At 63.8% G+C, this 16,300-nt stretch carries 15 protein-coding genes; 11 read left to right on the forward strand and 4 right to left on the reverse strand.

The window, feature by feature from the left end:
• The first annotated feature begins 677 nt into the window (after positions 1 to 677).
• Together RA302_RS29295 and RA302_RS29300 are read left to right on the forward strand one after the other, a co-directional pair.
• Complete coding sequence (locus tag RA302_RS29295) at positions 678 to 908, forward strand: heavy-metal-associated domain-containing protein (RefSeq protein WP_003943444.1); 231 nt, start codon at positions 678 to 680, stop codon at positions 906 to 908.
• A gap of 36 nt (positions 909 to 944) precedes the next feature.
• Entirely contained in the window at positions 945 to 3,110 is a 2,166-nt protein-coding gene (locus RA302_RS29300) for a heavy metal translocating P-type ATPase (protein ID WP_003943427.1), read from the forward strand.
• A gap of 106 nt (positions 3,111 to 3,216) precedes the next feature.
• On the opposite strand, the gene RA302_RS29305 is transcribed toward RA302_RS29300, so the two are convergent.
• From RA302_RS29305 to RA302_RS29315, 3 genes are all read right to left on the reverse strand, one after another.
• Positions 3,217 to 3,846, reverse strand: a complete 630-nt coding sequence (locus RA302_RS29305) for a DUF305 domain-containing protein (protein ID WP_003943446.1) — start codon at positions 3,844 to 3,846, stop codon at positions 3,217 to 3,219.
• Positions 3,847 to 3,931: 85 nt separating this feature from the next.
• Entirely contained in the window at positions 3,932 to 4,354 is a 423-nt protein-coding gene (locus RA302_RS29310; RefSeq protein ID WP_030537379.1) for a DUF6153 family protein, read from the reverse strand.
• Between the two features lie 124 nt (positions 4,355 to 4,478).
• A complete protein-coding gene (locus RA302_RS29315) occupies positions 4,479 to 4,847 on the reverse strand; it encodes a metalloregulator ArsR/SmtB family transcription factor (protein ID WP_030537380.1) in 369 nt (122 codons plus the stop codon).
• A gap of 91 nt (positions 4,848 to 4,938) precedes the next feature.
• Between RA302_RS29315 and RA302_RS29320 the strand changes: the two genes are divergently transcribed.
• The 8 genes from RA302_RS29320 (at position 4,939) to RA302_RS29355 (ending at position 14,625) form a co-directional block, all read left to right on the forward strand.
• On the forward strand, positions 4,939 to 6,951 hold the full coding sequence (locus RA302_RS29320; RefSeq protein WP_178377368.1) for a heavy metal translocating P-type ATPase: 2,013 nt from the start codon (positions 4,939 to 4,941) through the stop codon (positions 6,949 to 6,951).
• Between the two features lie 86 nt (positions 6,952 to 7,037).
• Positions 7,038 to 7,784 (forward strand): ABC transporter permease, encoded by a 747-nt coding sequence (locus tag RA302_RS29325; RefSeq protein ID WP_030537382.1) that lies wholly within the window; start codon positions 7,038 to 7,040, stop codon positions 7,782 to 7,784.
• A 255-nt stretch (positions 7,785 to 8,039) separates the two neighbouring features.
• A complete protein-coding gene (locus RA302_RS29330) occupies positions 8,040 to 8,606 on the forward strand; it encodes a recombinase family protein (protein WP_030537383.1) in 567 nt (188 codons plus the stop codon).
• 9 nt (positions 8,607 to 8,615) lie between these two features.
• Positions 8,616 to 10,052, forward strand: coding sequence for a Mu transposase C-terminal domain-containing protein (locus RA302_RS29335; protein WP_030537384.1), 1,437 nt, complete (start codon positions 8,616 to 8,618; stop codon positions 10,050 to 10,052).
• Positions 10,045 to 10,965 (forward strand): AAA family ATPase, encoded by a 921-nt coding sequence (locus RA302_RS29340; RefSeq protein ID WP_155277941.1) that lies wholly within the window; start codon positions 10,045 to 10,047, stop codon positions 10,963 to 10,965. The genes RA302_RS29335 and RA302_RS29340 overlap by 8 nt, the downstream gene beginning before the upstream one ends.
• 149 nt (positions 10,966 to 11,114) lie before the next feature.
• A complete protein-coding gene (locus tag RA302_RS29345) occupies positions 11,115 to 11,762 on the forward strand; it encodes a LysE family translocator (RefSeq protein WP_030537386.1) in 648 nt (215 codons plus the stop codon).
• A gap of 425 nt (positions 11,763 to 12,187) precedes the next feature.
• Complete coding sequence (locus tag RA302_RS29350; RefSeq protein ID WP_030537387.1) at positions 12,188 to 13,465, forward strand: methyltransferase domain-containing protein; 1,278 nt, start codon at positions 12,188 to 12,190, stop codon at positions 13,463 to 13,465.
• Positions 13,465 to 14,625, forward strand: a complete 1,161-nt coding sequence (locus RA302_RS29355) for a hypothetical protein (protein WP_030537388.1) — start codon at positions 13,465 to 13,467, stop codon at positions 14,623 to 14,625. The genes RA302_RS29350 and RA302_RS29355 overlap by 1 nt, the downstream gene beginning before the upstream one ends.
• A 41-nt stretch (positions 14,626 to 14,666) precedes the next feature.
• Here RA302_RS29355 and RA302_RS29360 read toward each other — a convergent pair whose 3' ends face one another.
• Positions 14,667 to 15,122 (reverse strand): hypothetical protein, encoded by a 456-nt coding sequence (locus tag RA302_RS29360; RefSeq protein WP_155277943.1) that lies wholly within the window; start codon positions 15,120 to 15,122, stop codon positions 14,667 to 14,669.
• A gap of 564 nt (positions 15,123 to 15,686) precedes the next feature.
• On the opposite strand from RA302_RS29360, the gene RA302_RS29365 reads away from it, so the two are divergent.
• The gene (locus RA302_RS29365; RefSeq protein WP_030537390.1) at positions 15,687 to 16,202 is read left to right on the forward strand and encodes a hypothetical protein; all 516 of its coding nucleotides are present in this window, start codon (positions 15,687 to 15,689) and stop codon (positions 16,200 to 16,202) included.
• Positions 16,203 to 16,300 lie beyond the last annotated feature (98 nt).

Genomic DNA, 16,300 nt, shown 5'->3' on the forward strand with positions numbered 1-16,300 from the left:
GGCCAGCTGGTACGCACCTACAGAGTCGACGCACGTCCCGACCGCCGTCGTGCTGAGCCCGCATCCGGTCCTGGGGTTCGACTGTCTGGGGATGACGCAGCTGCGTGCTTGTCGGACGGCTGCGTCTCCGGCTCCGTAGTCGTACACATCTCTCGGCATCTCGACGGGATCCGCACGTCATTCACCGCCTGGTCGGTGGCGCGGCGAGAAGGACGCGGATCTGTCCGTCGAGATCTACAGCCGAGCACGAGGGAACGCGCCGACGGTGGCAGCAGCGAACTTCGGTACGCACAAAGAAAGTCCCTGCATGAGTGGTCGATACAGGGATTCGGATGTCTTTCGATCCGCCGACAGGCGTGCGTCGACCGGGCTCCTTGTCGCGCTCGCCAGGTCACCAAATCTGTGTATTCCTACAAAAGTCCGCGACGATGCGCGTTCGAGTGTGAAGTCGGGGCGTGCAGCGATTCGGGCCACCGATGTCGATGCCAGGTCGATGGATACACGTTAATCGCCGGGAACGTCGACACGACTTCGACTGCACCGCTCCGGTGACCTGTATTCGCCCCTGACAGCAGCCGCTCGCCCTGTCGAAATATACGGGGAGGGGGTATGGTGCAAGCCATCCCGTCATATACCCCCTGGGGGTATGTTACCAAGAATGCAAACGAAGGGGCATCGTGATAACCACGAACTACCGAGTCACCGGCATGACGTGCGGGCACTGCGAAGCATCGGTACGCGAAGAAGTCAGCGCCGTCGTCGGGGTCGACACGGTCGAAGTATCTGCAGCTGCGGGAACGCTGACGGTGACCAGTACCGACGAGCCCGACCACGTTCGGGTCATCGCCGCCGTCCACGAGGCCGGATACACAGCCGAACCGCAACCCGCGGATTCACGCACCGCGTAGCCGTTCGACCTTGTTTCGAGAGAAGGATCTACCGCGATGAACAACCACACACAGTCCGACGCTGGCGGAGCCGAGACGGCGGACACTCAACCGGGCCACGATGCATCCGGACACAGCGCAGCCCACTCCGCACACGGCGAGAAGGAACACGAGGGCCATACCGGGCACGGTGGCCATGCCGGTCACGGCGACCACGTCGGAATGTTCCGTCGCCTGTTCTGGAGCATGCTGGTCCTCGCCGTCCCGGTGATCGTCGCCTCCGAGATGTTCGCGATGCTCCTCGGATACTCATTGCCCGACGCAGCGTGGATCGCCTGGATCTCACCGGTACTCGGCACCGTGATGTACGCCTGGGGCGGTTCCCCGTTCCTCACCGGCGCAATCGGCGAAATCCGTTCACGTGCACCGGGAATGATGCTGCTCATCGCCCTCGCGATCACCGTCGCATTCGCCTCGTCGATGGGAGCGAGCCTCGGCCTGCTCGATCACCAGCTCGACTTCTGGTGGGAACTGGCCCTGCTGATCGTGATCATGCTGCTCGGGCACTGGATCGAAATGCGATCCCTCGCGCAGACCACCTCCGCCTTGGACTCACTGGCCGCACTGCTCCCGGACACCGCCGAACGCGTCGACGGCGACGACGTGGTGCCGGTGTCCCCATCCGAGCTGCAGCTCGGTGATGTCGTTGTCGTCCGCCCCGGCGGCCGAGTACCCGCGGACGGCACCATCGTCTCCGGATCGGCGAGCATCGACGAATCGATGATCACCGGCGAATCACGCACGATCCGCCGCAGCGACGGCGACCAGGTCGTCGCCGGCACGGTCGCCACCGACTCAGGTCTCCGCATCCAGGTCACCGCGGTCGGCGACGATACTGCCCTCGCCGGCATCGGCCGCCTGGTCGCCGACGCCCAGAACTCGACCTCGCGTGCTCAGCGCATCGCCGACACCGCCGCCGGCTGGCTGTTCTGGTTCGCAGCCGGATCCGCGATCATCACCGCCGCCGTGTGGACTCTGGTCGGGATGCCCGACGACGCCGTCATCCGCACCATCACCGTGCTGGTCATCGCCTGCCCGCACGCACTCGGACTCGCTATCCCGTTGGTGGTCTCCATCGCCACCGAACGCGCCGCCCGCGGCGGTGTACTCGTCAAGGACCGGCTCGCACTCGAAACCATGCGCACGGTGGATACCGTGTTATTCGACAAGACCGGCACCCTCACCAAAGGCGAACCCACCGTCACCGCGATCGAGGTGACCGACGGGCGCACCGCCGCCGACGTTCTCTCACTCGCTGCTGCCGCGGAAGCGGACTCCGAACATCCCCTGGCTCGCGCCATTGTCGAGGCCGCACGAGCACGGAACCTGACGGTCCCGGTGGCCGCCGACTTCCAGTCGTCCCCCGCTGTCGGGGTCGCAGCCGACGTCGACGGCCTCCGGATCCAGGTCGGCGGGCCAGCGCTGCTCGAGCAAGAGCGCGGATCCGAACTCGCTGTCGCCGATCGGTGGCGCGGGGACGGGGCGATCATCCTGCACGTCCTCGCCGGCGGTGCCGTGATCGGAGCACTCGCGCTCGCCGACGAGATCCGGCCCGAATCCCGCACCGCGATCGACGCGCTCCACGCGCGCGGAATCGCGGTCGTGATGATCACCGGCGACGCCGATGCCGTCGCGAAGTCCGTCGCCACCGAGCTCGGTGTGGACCGCTACTTCGCCGGGGTGAAACCGGAAGACAAGTCCCACACCGTCGCCGAACTCCAGAGCGAAGGACGCACCGTGGCGATGGTCGGCGACGGAGTCAACGACGCACCGGCTCTTGCGCAGGCCGATGTCGGCATCGCGATCGGGGCGGGTACCGACGTCGCGATCGCATCGGCCGGAGTGATCCTCGCCAGCGACGACCCGCGGTCGGTGTTGTCGGTGATCGAACTCTCGCGGGCCTCGTACCGGAAGATGAAGCAGAACCTCTGGTGGGCTGCGGGATACAACCTGATCTCCGTCCCGCTCGCGGCGGGGGTTCTGGCACCGGTCGGGTTCGTACTCCCCATGTCGATCGGCGCGATCCTGATGTCGCTGTCGACGATCATCGTCGCCGCGAACGCACAATTACTGCGTCGCCTCGACCTCGCACCCGACGCCATCGCCGGGGCGGTGAACGAGGGGAGTTCCAATCCTCCGTCGCAGCGCGAACCGGCACTGTGAGAGCTGATTTCGTACCGGGAACGCAGCCCTGACAACTGTGGAACGCTGATAGCCGCATCCTCTCCGCCGGAGAGGATGCGGCCATCGTGTCGTGTAGCGGGCCAGGTCAGCCGAGCAGTCGCTGCATGGTGTCGATTTCTTGTTGTTGGGTGGCGACGATGGTGCGGGCCATCTCCTGGGCGTCAGGATCGGTCCCGTCCGCGATTTCGGTGTTCGCCATCTCGATGGCGCCGGTGTGGTGGGCGATCATCATCGTGAGCCATTGGCGGTCGAATTCGGGTCCCGACGCTGCCCTCAACGCGTCCATGTCCTGAGTGGTCATCATGCCGCTGCCCGAGCTGTGGTCCATCCCGCCCATCTGGCCCATGTCGGCCGAGGGTGCGGGCTGACCCCATTCGGTGAGCCATGCCGTCATCTGGTCCATCTCGGGTTGTTGCGCGGCGGCGATCGCTGATGCCAGTGACAGCACGTCCGGGTTGTCGGTGCGGCCGTTCGCCATGTCGGCCATCTGGACTGCTTGGGCGTGGTGCGGGTACATCATCTGCGCGAACATCACATCGGCATCGTTGAACTGTGCCGACGAGCTCGCCGAAGCGGACGATGCCGGCGACGCCGAGGACATCGAGCCCATCGAATGGCCGTCCATCGACGAATCGGTCGTGTTGTCGCTGCAGCCGACGACGAGGAACGCGCTCGCGGCAGCAGCAGCGAGTGAGGCAATGATTTTGGTACGCATGAGGAAACTCCTTGCAAGAGTGAGTAGTACAGAGAATTGAATGTGTATCGATCCCCCGACAGACGTGCGTCTGTCGGGCTCCCCGTCACACTCGCAAGGTCACCGATCTGTCCAACTCCCACAACGTCCACGGCGGTGCACGTTCGAGCGTGGAATCGGCGCGTCCAATGATCCGGTTCACCGATGTCGGCACCAGGTCGATGGCTGCGCTCGCAGCCGGGACCGTCAGCGCAGGCCACGACGCGGTAGTGCCGACACAGGGATGCATCATCTGGTGTGCCGACGGGCAGCCGTGCTCCCCGGTCATTACCGAAACCACGGCGTCGGTGTGGGACGGTGCTGCCGCCGAAGCATGGCCGTCGCTCATCGACGTGGACATAGAGCCGGTCACGGACCTCGACATCGGTGTTACCGAATGCATCAACAGAACACCGAACACCGTCAGTGCAATCAGCAAACAGACCGTCGGAGCTGTGCCCCGTCGACCGCGCCGGCTCACTGAGTGCATGCCCCCAACGATACCAAGAGATACCCCCTGGGGGTAACCACTGGTTGAGGAGGCAGGCCCAGCGGCCACGTCCGTCGGTTCGATGTGACTGCGAGTGTGCTGGGTACCAGAAGGGGGGCTCTGGCTAGGCGGAATCGACAGTGCCGGCCGTATCCGGTGCGGCCATTCCGAGGTGTTCGATGTGATAGACCGCCTCGTCGAGAAGCATCGCCACGTGATTGTCGTACAAGCGGTAGACGATGCTGCGGCCGGATCGCGCCCCGGTGACCAGTCCCATCGCGCGGAGCAAGCGGAGTTGATGAGAGACGGCGGACTGTTCCATCTCGACGGCGTCGGCCAGGTCGTTCACCCCACTGGGGCCTTGCCGTAGCTGGGTGAGAATCCGCAGCCTGCTCGGTGTCGCCAGAGCCTGCAATGTCGCCGCAACTGTTGCCGCGGATTCGGCGTCGAGCTGTGCTGGAGGACGTGGCCGCCCGTCGACTTCGTGTCCCATGCGGCAACTGTAGTCCATGTACATATGTAAAGATCTTCATATGTTCCTGTACAGTCACCCGTACATCCACATTCGTCGGCAGAAGGCAGTCATGGCATCGATCGGCACTACCACTGCGGCCGCGCCCACGGCCCGGCGCAACCCCGGCTCCTCGCGAACGCGCCTGCTCGACGTCGCCGAGGTGAGGTGGGCGCTGGCTGCCACCGCACTGTTCCTTCTCGGACTCCTAACGCAGCTCGTCGATGCCCCGTTCTGGTTGTTCTGGGCGCTCTACCTGGCCTGCTATGTCACCGGCGGCTGGGAACCGGCACGCGAGGGACTACGCGCACTGCGAGAGAAGACCCTCGACGTCGACCTGTTGATGATCGTCGCGGCCCTCGGCGCAGCAGCGATCGGGCAGATCTTCGACGGCGCACTGCTCATCGTCATCTTCGCCACCTCCGGCGCACTCGAGGCGGTCCTGACTCGCCGTACGGCCGACTCGATTCGCAGTCTCCTCGATCTCGCGCCCGAGACCGCCGTGAAGCTCGATACCGCGGGCGTCGAGCATCGAATCGACGCCGCGGATCTTCGATGCGGCGATATCGTGATTGTCCGACCCGGAGAGCGCATTTCCGGCGAGGGCACCATCGTCGACGGCAGTTCCGACGTCGATCAGTCCTCGATCACCGGTGAGGCGATCCCAGTGTTCAGGTCGGTCGGCGACGGCGTCTTCGCCGGCACCATCAACGGCACCGGCGCGTTGCGGATCCGCATCGACGTCGACCCCTCGGAGACCGTCATCACCCGCATCGTGGCCATGGTGGAACACGCGTCGGCCACGAAAGCGAAGAAGCAGCTGTTCATCGAGAAGGTCGAGCAGTACTACTCGAAGACCGTAGTCGTATCTACCGCAGCAATTTTCGCGATCCCGATGCTGCTCGGAAACGAACTCCAACCGGCCCTGCTGCGAGCGATGACATTCATGATCGTCGCCTCCCCGTGCGCGGTGGTCCTCGCGACGATGCCGCCTCTGCTCGCGGCGATGGCCACCGCCGGTCGCCACGGTGTTCTGGTCAAATCTGCTGTCGTCATGGAACAACTCCGCACGATCGAGGTGGTGGCATTCGACAAGACCGGAACCCTCACCGAAGGAACACCGCAGTTCGAACGCGTCGATGCATTCACCGGCTTCAGCGAAACCGACGTGCTCACCGCGGCAGCGGCTGCCGAGATGGGCAGCGAACACCCGATCGGCGCAGCCATCGTCAGCTACACCCGCAGCCGAGGTCTGCAGATACCGGCGTCGACGGCATTCGAGTCGACACCGGGTGTGGGAGTCCGCGCGAACGTCCACGGCGAGGTAGTGACCGTGAGCAAACCTGACGTGGTACCGAAAGCTGTACCGTCCGAACGTCTGTCGATACGCGAATGGGAGTCGACGGCCGAACGTACCGCGGTCGACCGTGAATCGGGCGGTATGACCGCAGTGATCGTGCGCGTCGGAGGCGAACCAATCGGAGTGATCGCCCTTGCGGACACCGCGCGCTCGAACCTCGACGCCACCATCGGCGAGCTCGAACGGGTAACCGGTAGTCCGGCAGTGCTACTCACCGGAGACAACGTCCGCGCAGCGCATGCGGTGGCCGAGCGTATCGGGATCACCGACGTTCGGGCAGGTCTGCTTCCCGAGGACAAGGCAGCGGCAGTGCAGCAACTGCAGCGCAGCGGACTTTCGAGCGGCGGCACTCGCGAGCGCCGCGTTCTTCTGGTCGGTGACGGCGTCAACGACGGCCCGGCACTTGCAGCCGCCGACATCGGTGTCGCCATGGGACGCAAGGGTTCAGACCTCGCACTCGACACCGCCGATGCGGTCCTGGTGCGCGACGACCTCGCAACCTTGTCGTCGGTGATCGAACTGTCGCGGCGTGCGCACCGGATCGTGGTCGCCAACCTCGCGATCGCGGCGACGTTCATCGTGGCACTCGTTGGATGGGATCTGTTCTGGACCCTTCCGCTGCCGATCGGAGTAGCCGGGCACGAAAGCTCCACCGTCCTCGTCGCTCTCAACGGGATGCGCCTGCTGTCGTCGCGAACCTGGCGCGAAGGACGTAGGGAACTGTAGGGGTGGCAGTCACCTGGCCACCTTGATCGCCCTCCGCTAAGGAGCGGCGAGACGAATGCACCGGGGCAACGCCACATACTTGAACGGTGAGTACTTCCCTGGCCGAGCCTGGTCCGCCGCTCGTGGTTCTCTGTCTGGTGATGGTGGCCCTCGCTGCGATCCTCTATCGGGTCTCCTCGTTCGGGCGCATGATCACCGCTCCCGCTGCTGCCGTTCGCGGGTTCGTTCAACTGGCGGCAATCTCGCTGATTCTCGCTGCGGCGCTTGCGCATCTGTGGTCGTCGCTGCTCGTACTGCTGGTGATGTTCGGGGCTGCGGCGTTCACGTCGAGTCGGCGTTCGGAATCGGGAAGGTCCGGTATCTGGCTCGTTCTTCCCCTCGCTGTGGGTATCGGGATCGTCGTGCCCTTGTGCTTGCTCACGGGCGTCGTTCCGGCGCAGGGAATCTCGATCGTGCCGGTCGGCGGAATCATCCTGGGTGGGACGATGACGGCAACATCGCTGTCCGCACGCCGCGCACTGGCCGCGTTGACCGACCGGCACGGCGAAGTGGAGGCGGCGCTCAGTCTGGGCATGACCGAACGTCAGGCACGGCTGGAGGTGGTGCGACCCACCGCGAACGACGCGCTGCTGCCGGGACTGGACCAGACACGAACGGTGGGACTGGTGACGTTGCCGGGTGCATTCGTGGGCGTACTGCTGGCCAGCGGTTCGGCCCTGCAGGCTGGGGCTGTGCAAATTCTGGTGCTGTGCGGGCTGCTGCTTGCACAAACCGTCGCCGTCGCACTGACCGTGGACCTTGTCGCGCGCGGATCTGTCCATCGGAGGCCGTAGGACGGGTGGTTCGAGCCAGTGTCGAGAAGGTCGGTATGCGTTCACGGGGTGACGAGTCCTGGCGGTTGGAAGACAACACTGAACGGAAGCATGCCCCGCTCGAAGTGCCTGAAGAGGCAATGCGCAGCCCACTTCTGAACAAGTGCAGTCGTCTTCTGAAACTGACAACTCTCATCGCTTGATTCGGCGAGTCTTGTCTCATGACTCGTGTCGGCGATCTATGTAAAGCGGGCGGCGTTCGCGTTACGCTGAGGCATGGCCACGATCGGTTACGCCCGCGTCTCGACCCGAGACCAGAATCCGGACGGCCAGACCGATGCACTCGAAGCGGCAGGCTGCGACAAGATCTTCGTCGAACACGCATCCGGCACCCTGGCGAAAAGGCCGGCGCTGACGGAGGCCCTTGGGTATCTACGCGAGGGCGACTCGCTCGTGGTGACAAAGCTTGACCGGCTCGGCCGATCGGTCCGAAACCTCAAACAAGTCGCGGACGAGCTCCAGCAGCGTGGGGTCGGGTTGAAGGCCCTGTCGCAGGGCATCGACACCACCACTCCGGGTGGCCGTTTGTTCTTCCACATGCTCGCGGCGATCGCGGAGTTCGAGCACGATCTCATCGTGGAACGCACTCACGACGGCCTTGCGGCCGCCCGTGCCCGCGGGCGCAAGGGTGGCCCGAAGTTCAAGATGACGCCGACGAAGATCCGGCAGGCCCGGGCGATGTATGACGAAGGAGGCCACACCGTGCAGGAGATTGCCGACACGTTCGGGGTGTCCCGGCCCACTATCTATCGGCACTTGGCCGAGCACGTCGAGCGGGCCTGACGAGGGATCATGGCGCACCTCAGCGACCGGCAGAAGGCCGAGCTTGTGCGCCAACACCAGGACGGTGTGCCGTGGACGCGTCTTGCGGAGCAATCCGGCGTTGCGGTGCGGACCTTGCAACGGTGGGCAGCTCGGATGGAGACGGGACGGCTCGCGAGAGCAACTCGCAGCGATAAGGGATCGACTCGCACTGCCGCCGAACTTGTCACCGCAATCGAGGCACTTGCTGTGCGCCGGCCCGCGCCGACGATCGCGTATATCCACCGTCGCATCGGTGACATCGCCCGGGACCGCGGATTGCCGACCCCGGGATACACCACGGTCCGCGAGATCGTGCACGCGCTCGACCCGGGCCTGACGGCCCTCGCGGACGGCGGGGACGCGGCGTACCGCGACAAGTTCGAGCTGGTCTACCGCCGCACGACCTCCGCGCCGAATGAGCAGTGGCAGATGGACCACACCCTGCTCGACGTGATGATCCTCAACGACCGGCAGCAACCCGTCCGACCCTGGCTCACAATCGTGCTCGACGACTACTCGCGAGCGATCGCCGGCTACGCGCTCGGCGTCTCAGCACCCACGGCCGAGCATTCCGCACTGGCGATCCATCAAGCGGTCGCTCGGAAACGAAACCCGAAGTGGGTGGTATCCGGGCTCCCGGACGTCCTCTACAGCGATCACGGGTCCGATTTCACCTCGACCAGGATCGAACACGTCTGCCTCGACCTACACGTGCGCCTGATTCACTCCCGGGTCGGCGTTCCGCAGGGGCGCGGCAAGATCGAACGGTTCTACCGCACCATCACGACCGAGCTGCTGCCGCACCTGCCCGGCTTCATCCCGCACGGCACCGGCGGTGCACCCGTCAGCGACCCCACGCTGACCTTGCATCAACTCGATGACGTGCTCGAGCGATTCATCGTCAACGAGTACAACGAACGACCACATTCAGCGACCGGCGCAGCCCCGCATAATCGCTGGCGCAGCGACAGCTTCATCCCTCGAATGCCCGCCCACCCGGAAGACATCGATTCGCTCCTGCTGACTGCCGCGGCAACGCGACGTGTGCAACGCGACGGCATCCGCTTCGCATCGACCCGATACATCTCACCGGTCCTCGCCGCATACGTCGGCGAAGACGTCACGGTGCGGTACGACCCCCGCGACCTGGGCGAAGTGCGAGTGTTCCACGACAACACGTTCTTGTGTCGCGCGATCGCCCCCGAACGCTCCTCCGAGACCGTGTCCTTCACCGACCTGCAGGCGGCGCGCAACACGCAACGCCGCGCCCTGAAACAGCAGCTCCGCGAGCTCACCACTCACGCTCGCTCACTACCTGAAGACACCCGCCACCGCCCCGAGATACCGCCGGTACCGGAGAGCGCACCCGACCGCGCAACGCCGCCCCCGGCCCGACACGGATTGAGGACCTATGCCAATGGCTGAGCCAGACGACGGCAAACCTCGCTCCGTGCTCTTCGAACCAGGCGACGACGGGCGCCGGTTCCTCAGCGGGTACTTCGACGAATTCAAGGAGGCAGCGCCACCGCACGCAGACACGCGGGCGGCGTTCGTGACCACGCGGGAGCATCGCCGGTTCCAGGAGTTCGCAGACACCGTCCGCTCCCACCGTTACATCGGGCTTTGCTACGGGCCACCCGGGATCGGCAAGACGCTCTCTGCTCGCCACTACGCTGGCACCGACGAGTGGGAGCAGTGGCACCCGCTCTCGCGCAGCACCGGTGCCCTGCCGCCCGTGCCCGAAGCGGTTCAACGAAGCAGAACCGCGTTTTTCACCCCTACCGTCGCCGCGACCATCAAGCAGATCGATCAAGGCCTGCCCCGGGCCTGCCAGCACATCTCCTGGGCCATCGACTACGCTCAGCACGGCCACGTCGACCCCTACGTTCACGCCGAATCCCAGCACAGCGGGAACACCGAGCTGCTCATCATCGACGAAGCCGACCGGCTCAAGACCGCAGGCCTCGAACAAGTCCGCGACTTCTATGACCGCCACCGAATGGGCGTCATCCTCATCGGCATGCCCGGCATCGAGAAACGCCTCGCCCGCTACCCCCAGCTCTACAGCCGCATCGGCTTCGCCCACGAATACCGGCCCCTCCGCAGCGACGAACTCACGGCCGTCGTCGCGCAGCGCCTCCCGGACCCCGACCCTGACGACGCAGGTCTCGCGCACACGGCAGCTCTAGCCGCGATCGTCCGCGCGACCAACGGGAACTTTCGCCTCGCCGACCGGCTCGTCACCCAGGTGAATCGCATCCTTGACATCAACAAGCGCACCCACCTCACCCCGGAGGCCGTTGACGCCGCCCAGGGGGCTCTCCTCATCGGGCGCTAAGCGCAGCTGAGACCATGACGTCCGGGCCCTTACATAGACAGAGGCCACCCCGTCCGATTCGATTGGCTGAGTTCACGGAGTGGAAGACTGAGTGCAGCTCGGCATCGAGGGGAAGCCTCCTCGCAACCCACCACAAGAAAGAAGCGTGCATGATCTCGTTGTCCGCCGCCGTCGGCATCGCTCTCATCGAGCTCGGCCTCGCTCTCACCCCCGGGCCGAACATGATGTACCTGGTCTCTCGCAGCATCAGCCAGGGATGGCGTGCCGGAATGATGTCGCTGTCCGGCACGGCCGTTGGCTTCGTGGTGTACATGGTGATGGCCAACCTGGGATTGGCGGCAGTGTTCCTCGTCGTGCCGTGGCTGTTCATCGCACTGAAGGTCGCGGGGGCCGTCTACCTTCTCTGGCTCGCCTACAAGACACTTCGCCCGGGCGGGAAGTCGCTGTTCGAGACCAACGATCTTCCGCGTGACTCGTTCGGCAAGCTCTTCCGCATGGGCCTCCTGACGAACCTCCTCAATCCGAAGGTCGCGATCCTCTACCTGGCGCTCATCCCGCAGTTCATCGACCCCACCGCAGGCAGCATCGTGGCCCAAGGATTCCAGCTCGGCGCGATCCAGATCCTCGTCGGCGTTGCCGTGAACGGCGCGATCATCATCGCCGCCGGATCAGTCGCCACGTTTCTACAACGCAAGCCGGCCTGGATGCGGTGGCAGAAGTGGGTCACGGGCACACTCCTGGGCGCAATCGGCGTGAAGCTTGCGATTGATGCCCCGGCGCCCGCTGTGGCCCCATAGCGGCCGCCACTTCGCCTGTCGGATGGCGTCTAAGAGCGTCCAGTTCCTGCCGGAACATCCACGTTCGCGCTCTCATCCCGGGACATTTAGCACCGCGAAAAGAACGTCACCTACAACTGCTATCTACACCCGATGCGCGCACAAACGAGTGGGTGTCTCAATTCCAAGGTTTCGAGACCCTCGGTACACCCGGCCGTCGGTGGTACCGGCTTGAAGAACATCAGGTTCACGATTTCCGGGACATAGATGTCGGTGTCGAGCATGTCCACCGAGATCGCGATGTGCGGGGCGAATGGGCTAACTATGGGGACCGCGGGTGACCGCCCCTACAAAGGGGGACGGACACCGATTTCGATGAGCTGAATGAATCAGGTGGTACATTGTTCGACTGCCTCGAGGCAGCCGATGGAAGGGAAAGATGCCACGTGGACGAATCAGCCATTCGTACGCAGTTGAACGACGCTGGCTACGCGCTCGTCCAGGTCGAACCGCGTCTGCAGGGTTTGGGCTCGACCATTCGACCGGATGTTCTTGCATGGGCTGCGGATAACGACGGCGTTCTCGTGCCATGGGCTGTTGTGGAGGTCAAGCACCGCCAGGTGGCCGGCCACTCGGCGGCGCTCCGTCAGCTGGCGACCATCCGCGACCAACTCGGCACGGTCGACCACTATGTTGTGATTGATGGCGAGTGGTTCCGTGCAGACCGCGGCTTGCGTACCGCCACGCCGATCTCCGGTCCGGTCTCTCCTGCTAATGGTGCGGACGGAGTGCTACAGGATGTCTCGCTGGCGACGTCTCTGATCCAGGAGCGGCTGTGGAATGCTGCCAACCGCCGACGTCATGACGGTCAGAGACTCGATTCACTAGAGCTGTTCGCGGATCTCCTACCGGGAAGCTTGAGTGGGGAACTTGTCGCCCGATCCGGCCACACCGTGCGGGCTGACAGAGACGTGCTTTGGCGGGCCGGACGACGGGCACTGACGGCCTTCACATCACAGGACAAGAACACCGATCTATTCGTCAGCCACCCCGCGATCGCCCGTGCGGTCGCGGAACTTGCGGGTGACGCGATTTCGGGCACCGTCCTCGACCCGTTCTGCGGAACGGGGGAGTTCCTGTGGGCTGCCGCAGACCGGGCCGTGGCAGCCTCCCGATCCGTGGAACTGGTTGGGGTCGACTTCAGTTCGCAGATGATCGAGATTGCATCGAGCCTCGCATCGGCCGCACCTGTGCCGGCAAGAGCAATTCAGGGTAACGCTTACTCGGAGCTGCCCACCGATGTCGATCTCGTATTGTCCTCGCCGCCACTCGGGCTTCGCCTTCCCACACAGCACGAGCTGCTCAACGGAACGTCGACCAAAGACGGTGACCTCGCCTCGATCGATGTGGCCATCCGAAGCCTCCGTTCCGGAGGACGCGCAGTCCTGCAGATCAGTCCGGGCGTCACCTTCCGCGCTAACGGCGAGGCATACCGCCAATTCCTTGCGGAGAACGTACGGGTTGCCGCTCTCATCGGGTGTCCACGTGGGACCGTACCCGGGACGGGGACCGGATCGGTGCTACTCGTAATCGACAAACTGCCCCCAACGAAGACATTCGTTTCACAGCTTGGCGAAGACTGGGAAGACCAGCTATCTAGCGGAGGGGCAGCGATAACTGCTGCGGTAGCCCATCTCGATGACAAGACGGCCAAGGCCACGTGATGGCCAATGTGATCATCGACCTCCGCAGTCATCGGGCATGGAACCCTGCCCATCTGACAGCACCACTTATCGAGTGGCCTACCGACCTGCCACTCGTCGAGTTTGGCTCCGTGACGGCGCCCCTGTCCGCCGACTCGACGGTGGTGCGTGGAACACCGGTCATCACTCCCGGAGGCCTCCACCCGGTTCGAGGTGGGATCCGGAGGCGTACCCGCAAATATCAGGGACCCGTTTTTCAGGTTCACGAGTCAGGTAATGCGCTGCGTCCAGGCGACCTCTTGATCCCGCCCAATCCTGATCAACCCGTGATCTTGGTGAGCGAGGCTCATCTCGGTGCATTGGTGTCCTCATCCTTCTTGGCTGTGCGTCCCGTGTCAGTCGATCCGCTCTGGCTCTGGGCGATCTTGAACTGCCAGACGGGACGTACCGTGCGGGGGCTTCACTCAATCGCGATCCAGGGGCAGGGGCCGGATCATAGCCAGGCAGAACAGTTCCCGATCCCGGTGCATGACGACACGTGGGGGAGTCCGCTGCGGTCCGAGTTGGAAACAATCGAGCGTTCAACGCGAGGTGACGAGGAAGAGGCAGTTGAAACATGGTGGCGCACCGTCGATCTGCAGTTAGAAACCGAGTGGAGAATCGTCCTGGCCACGCCTAACCCCGCGGTGTTGCAAGACGGTGAGCCGCTCGAAGCGATTTGCTCGGAAATTGTCCGTGGCCGGCCGGCCGGGCACCTCTCTTCGATGGATCTTCCTGGCGGGATCCCGGTTGCCGATATCCGTGTGCTCGGCGGCGGAACGGCCAGGCGCTGGGTATCGCCGGAGGGGAATCCGATCGTGGCAAACGAGGGTGACGTCCTGGTGGCAGCGGTGGGCACCCGTGCGCACGCGAGGGCCGCGGCGGGGGTATGCGCTGTGGACAAGAACGTGTACGCGCTCAGGCTGATAGATGCGGACCAAGGCCCGGGGCTCGCGCGCTACTTGAACGGTCAGGCCGGATATGCCCGCAGACAGATTTTGCTGTCCGGGGTGACGGTGCCTGCCTTGAAGAAAACCGACCTCTCAAGATTCCCAGTTCCAGGCTCAGCGCTGACCGACTCCCGGCCCGAAGTCGATACAAGGCCCCTTGCCATACAGCTGGAGCGATTGCTGTGGAGCTGAGATGCGAGCTGTCGCCGCTGGTCTTTGCTGAGCTGTACCGCCTACTCGATGCAGATCCTCGGCTCACCGACTTGCTCACCGAACGCCTCAAAGAAATCGACCTCGACCACGATTGGCTCCGGGAAGCGGCAGGAGCATACGAGGACCGATGGGAGTCGGACGTCGCGATGCTGCACGACAGCGGGTCGACGGCTCAGCCGGTTGGTCTCTCGAACGATCACGCTCTGTTGGCAAGCTGGGTGTTGGCGGCGCTCAGAACCGAAAATCCATGCGACGAGCTCAGCAACCAATTGCGTAACCGCGTAGCGGACCGCGCCAACAATGACATGCCGCACCTCGCAGACCTCCCGTCGTGTCTTGCCCCTAGGGTGATCGCGTGGACCCTCGGAATGGTCGTTGGTCGATTCGATATCAATTTCCCGGTTATTCCCGCTCACATGCCGATCGACGTGGAGGTCGAGTTGGCCTATCGGGGCCTGGTAGAACATGTCATTCATTTGGCTGAGGTCCAAGAACCTTGGCCAGAGGTGATGTGTAGTTCGACTCTCTGGCGTGCGGCCGGACTCGCCGAAGGGCTTCAACCAGACGCGAACGGCCCCCAGGCGGCGATCAATCAGCTCATGGCAGCCATTCGGCATACGACACCCGAGTATCAGTATGAGCTTTTGCGGAAGCACTGGATTGGGTTCATCGAGCATCGGAACGCTTTAACGCATGTTGCGTCCAGTGTTGGTAAGCCTCGGTTCAGTGACTCGGTTCGTATTGCTTGCGCTTCGGATCACGTTCTCCCAACGGTTAGGGGCGTCACCAGCTTCGTATTTCAGAAGGTCTCGCAGGAACTCACGGGGCCCTCCGGTAGAGCAGTTCACTCTGGACTCTGGGAACACGTTCTCCGGTATGAGGTTGGGGCCTTCTGACCTGTTACAAAAAGGTTGATGTCGGTTTGGCTTTGCGGCGACATGATAACACCGATTAAGGCATGATGACGAAGAAGTCGGTAGATAATCGATGGGATTCACCGCCATCGTCTGAAGTAATTGTCCTGTACGGAGGTGTCTTGTATGCCAGACCACACGTGGTCCGACGATGCGGCGAGCGATAACCGCACACCGGCGCTGAAACGCGCCATTGCGGAGGCCGGCGACGAAATGTCGGCGACCATCGGCCTCCCGGACAAGATCAAACCAGGAGCGTTCACGTTTACGTTCATGGTTGACGTCGGTGACAGGCGCCCGGTCGCGAATGAGATCACCTTCGACTGGGATGAGGGGTGGACGGCGACGTGGGTGCAGGACATTTCTCCGTACGAAGATATTTCTCCGGGTTCGAGTGCCCCCGCACGCGGTTGGGCTTCGTGGCGTAATGGCACGGATCTTCTGTTGGCCTACACTTGGTTCGATCTTGAGGTCGATGGCTGGGCGCATATCCCCGGGGGGGCTCCCGGAAGCGGTCTGCCGGCAGAAGACGCAGAAGATGCGTTATACGAACCACACACGTGGGTCGAATTGGGCCGGTTGATCGTTGGCACCCTCTTTGAAAAAAAGCTTCCAGGTCAAACTGGGCAGACTTTCCAGTAATTCGCTCACCAGTGCCGGTACCCCATGGCAGGCAGTGTCATCATCGCGAGCCTCACCGACGACGGCGAGGACCGACGAGCATGGCTTTCGATCACGAC

Origin of the sequence: Rhodococcus sp. DN22, assembly GCF_036669995.1 — a bacterium.
Classification (GTDB): domain Bacteria; phylum Actinomycetota; class Actinomycetes; order Mycobacteriales; family Mycobacteriaceae; genus Rhodococcus_F; species Rhodococcus_F erythropolis.

Excerpts from the sequence above, each read along its gene's own strand:
- RA302_RS29360 (WP_155277943.1), bottom strand. The coding sequence starts at position 15,122 with ATGAATGACATGTTCTACCAGGCCCCGATAGGCCAACTCGACCTCCAC.
- RA302_RS29345 (WP_030537386.1), top strand. The coding sequence starts at position 11,115 with ATGATCTCGTTGTCCGCCGCCGTCGGCATCGCTCTCATCGAGCTCGGC.
- RA302_RS29300 (WP_003943427.1), top strand. The coding sequence starts at position 945 with ATGAACAACCACACACAGTCCGACGCTGGCGGAGCCGAGACGGCGGAC.
- RA302_RS29365 (WP_030537390.1), top strand. The coding sequence starts at position 15,687 with ATGCCAGACCACACGTGGTCCGACGATGCGGCGAGCGATAACCGCACA.
- RA302_RS29315 (WP_030537380.1), bottom strand. The coding sequence starts at position 4,847 with ATGGGACACGAAGTCGACGGGCGGCCACGTCCTCCAGCACAGCTCGAC.
- RA302_RS29340 (WP_155277941.1), top strand. The coding sequence starts at position 10,045 with ATGGCTGAGCCAGACGACGGCAAACCTCGCTCCGTGCTCTTCGAACCA.
- RA302_RS29335 (WP_030537384.1), top strand. The coding sequence starts at position 8,616 with ATGGCGCACCTCAGCGACCGGCAGAAGGCCGAGCTTGTGCGCCAACAC.
- RA302_RS29320 (WP_178377368.1), top strand. The coding sequence starts at position 4,939 with ATGGCATCGATCGGCACTACCACTGCGGCCGCGCCCACGGCCCGGCGC.
- RA302_RS29355 (WP_030537388.1), top strand. The coding sequence starts at position 13,465 with ATGGCCAATGTGATCATCGACCTCCGCAGTCATCGGGCATGGAACCCT.
- RA302_RS29330 (WP_030537383.1), top strand. The coding sequence starts at position 8,040 with ATGGCCACGATCGGTTACGCCCGCGTCTCGACCCGAGACCAGAATCCG.
- RA302_RS29310 (WP_030537379.1), bottom strand. The coding sequence starts at position 4,354 with ATGCACTCAGTGAGCCGGCGCGGTCGACGGGGCACAGCTCCGACGGTC.
- RA302_RS29305 (WP_003943446.1), bottom strand. The coding sequence starts at position 3,846 with ATGCGTACCAAAATCATTGCCTCACTCGCTGCTGCTGCCGCGAGCGCG.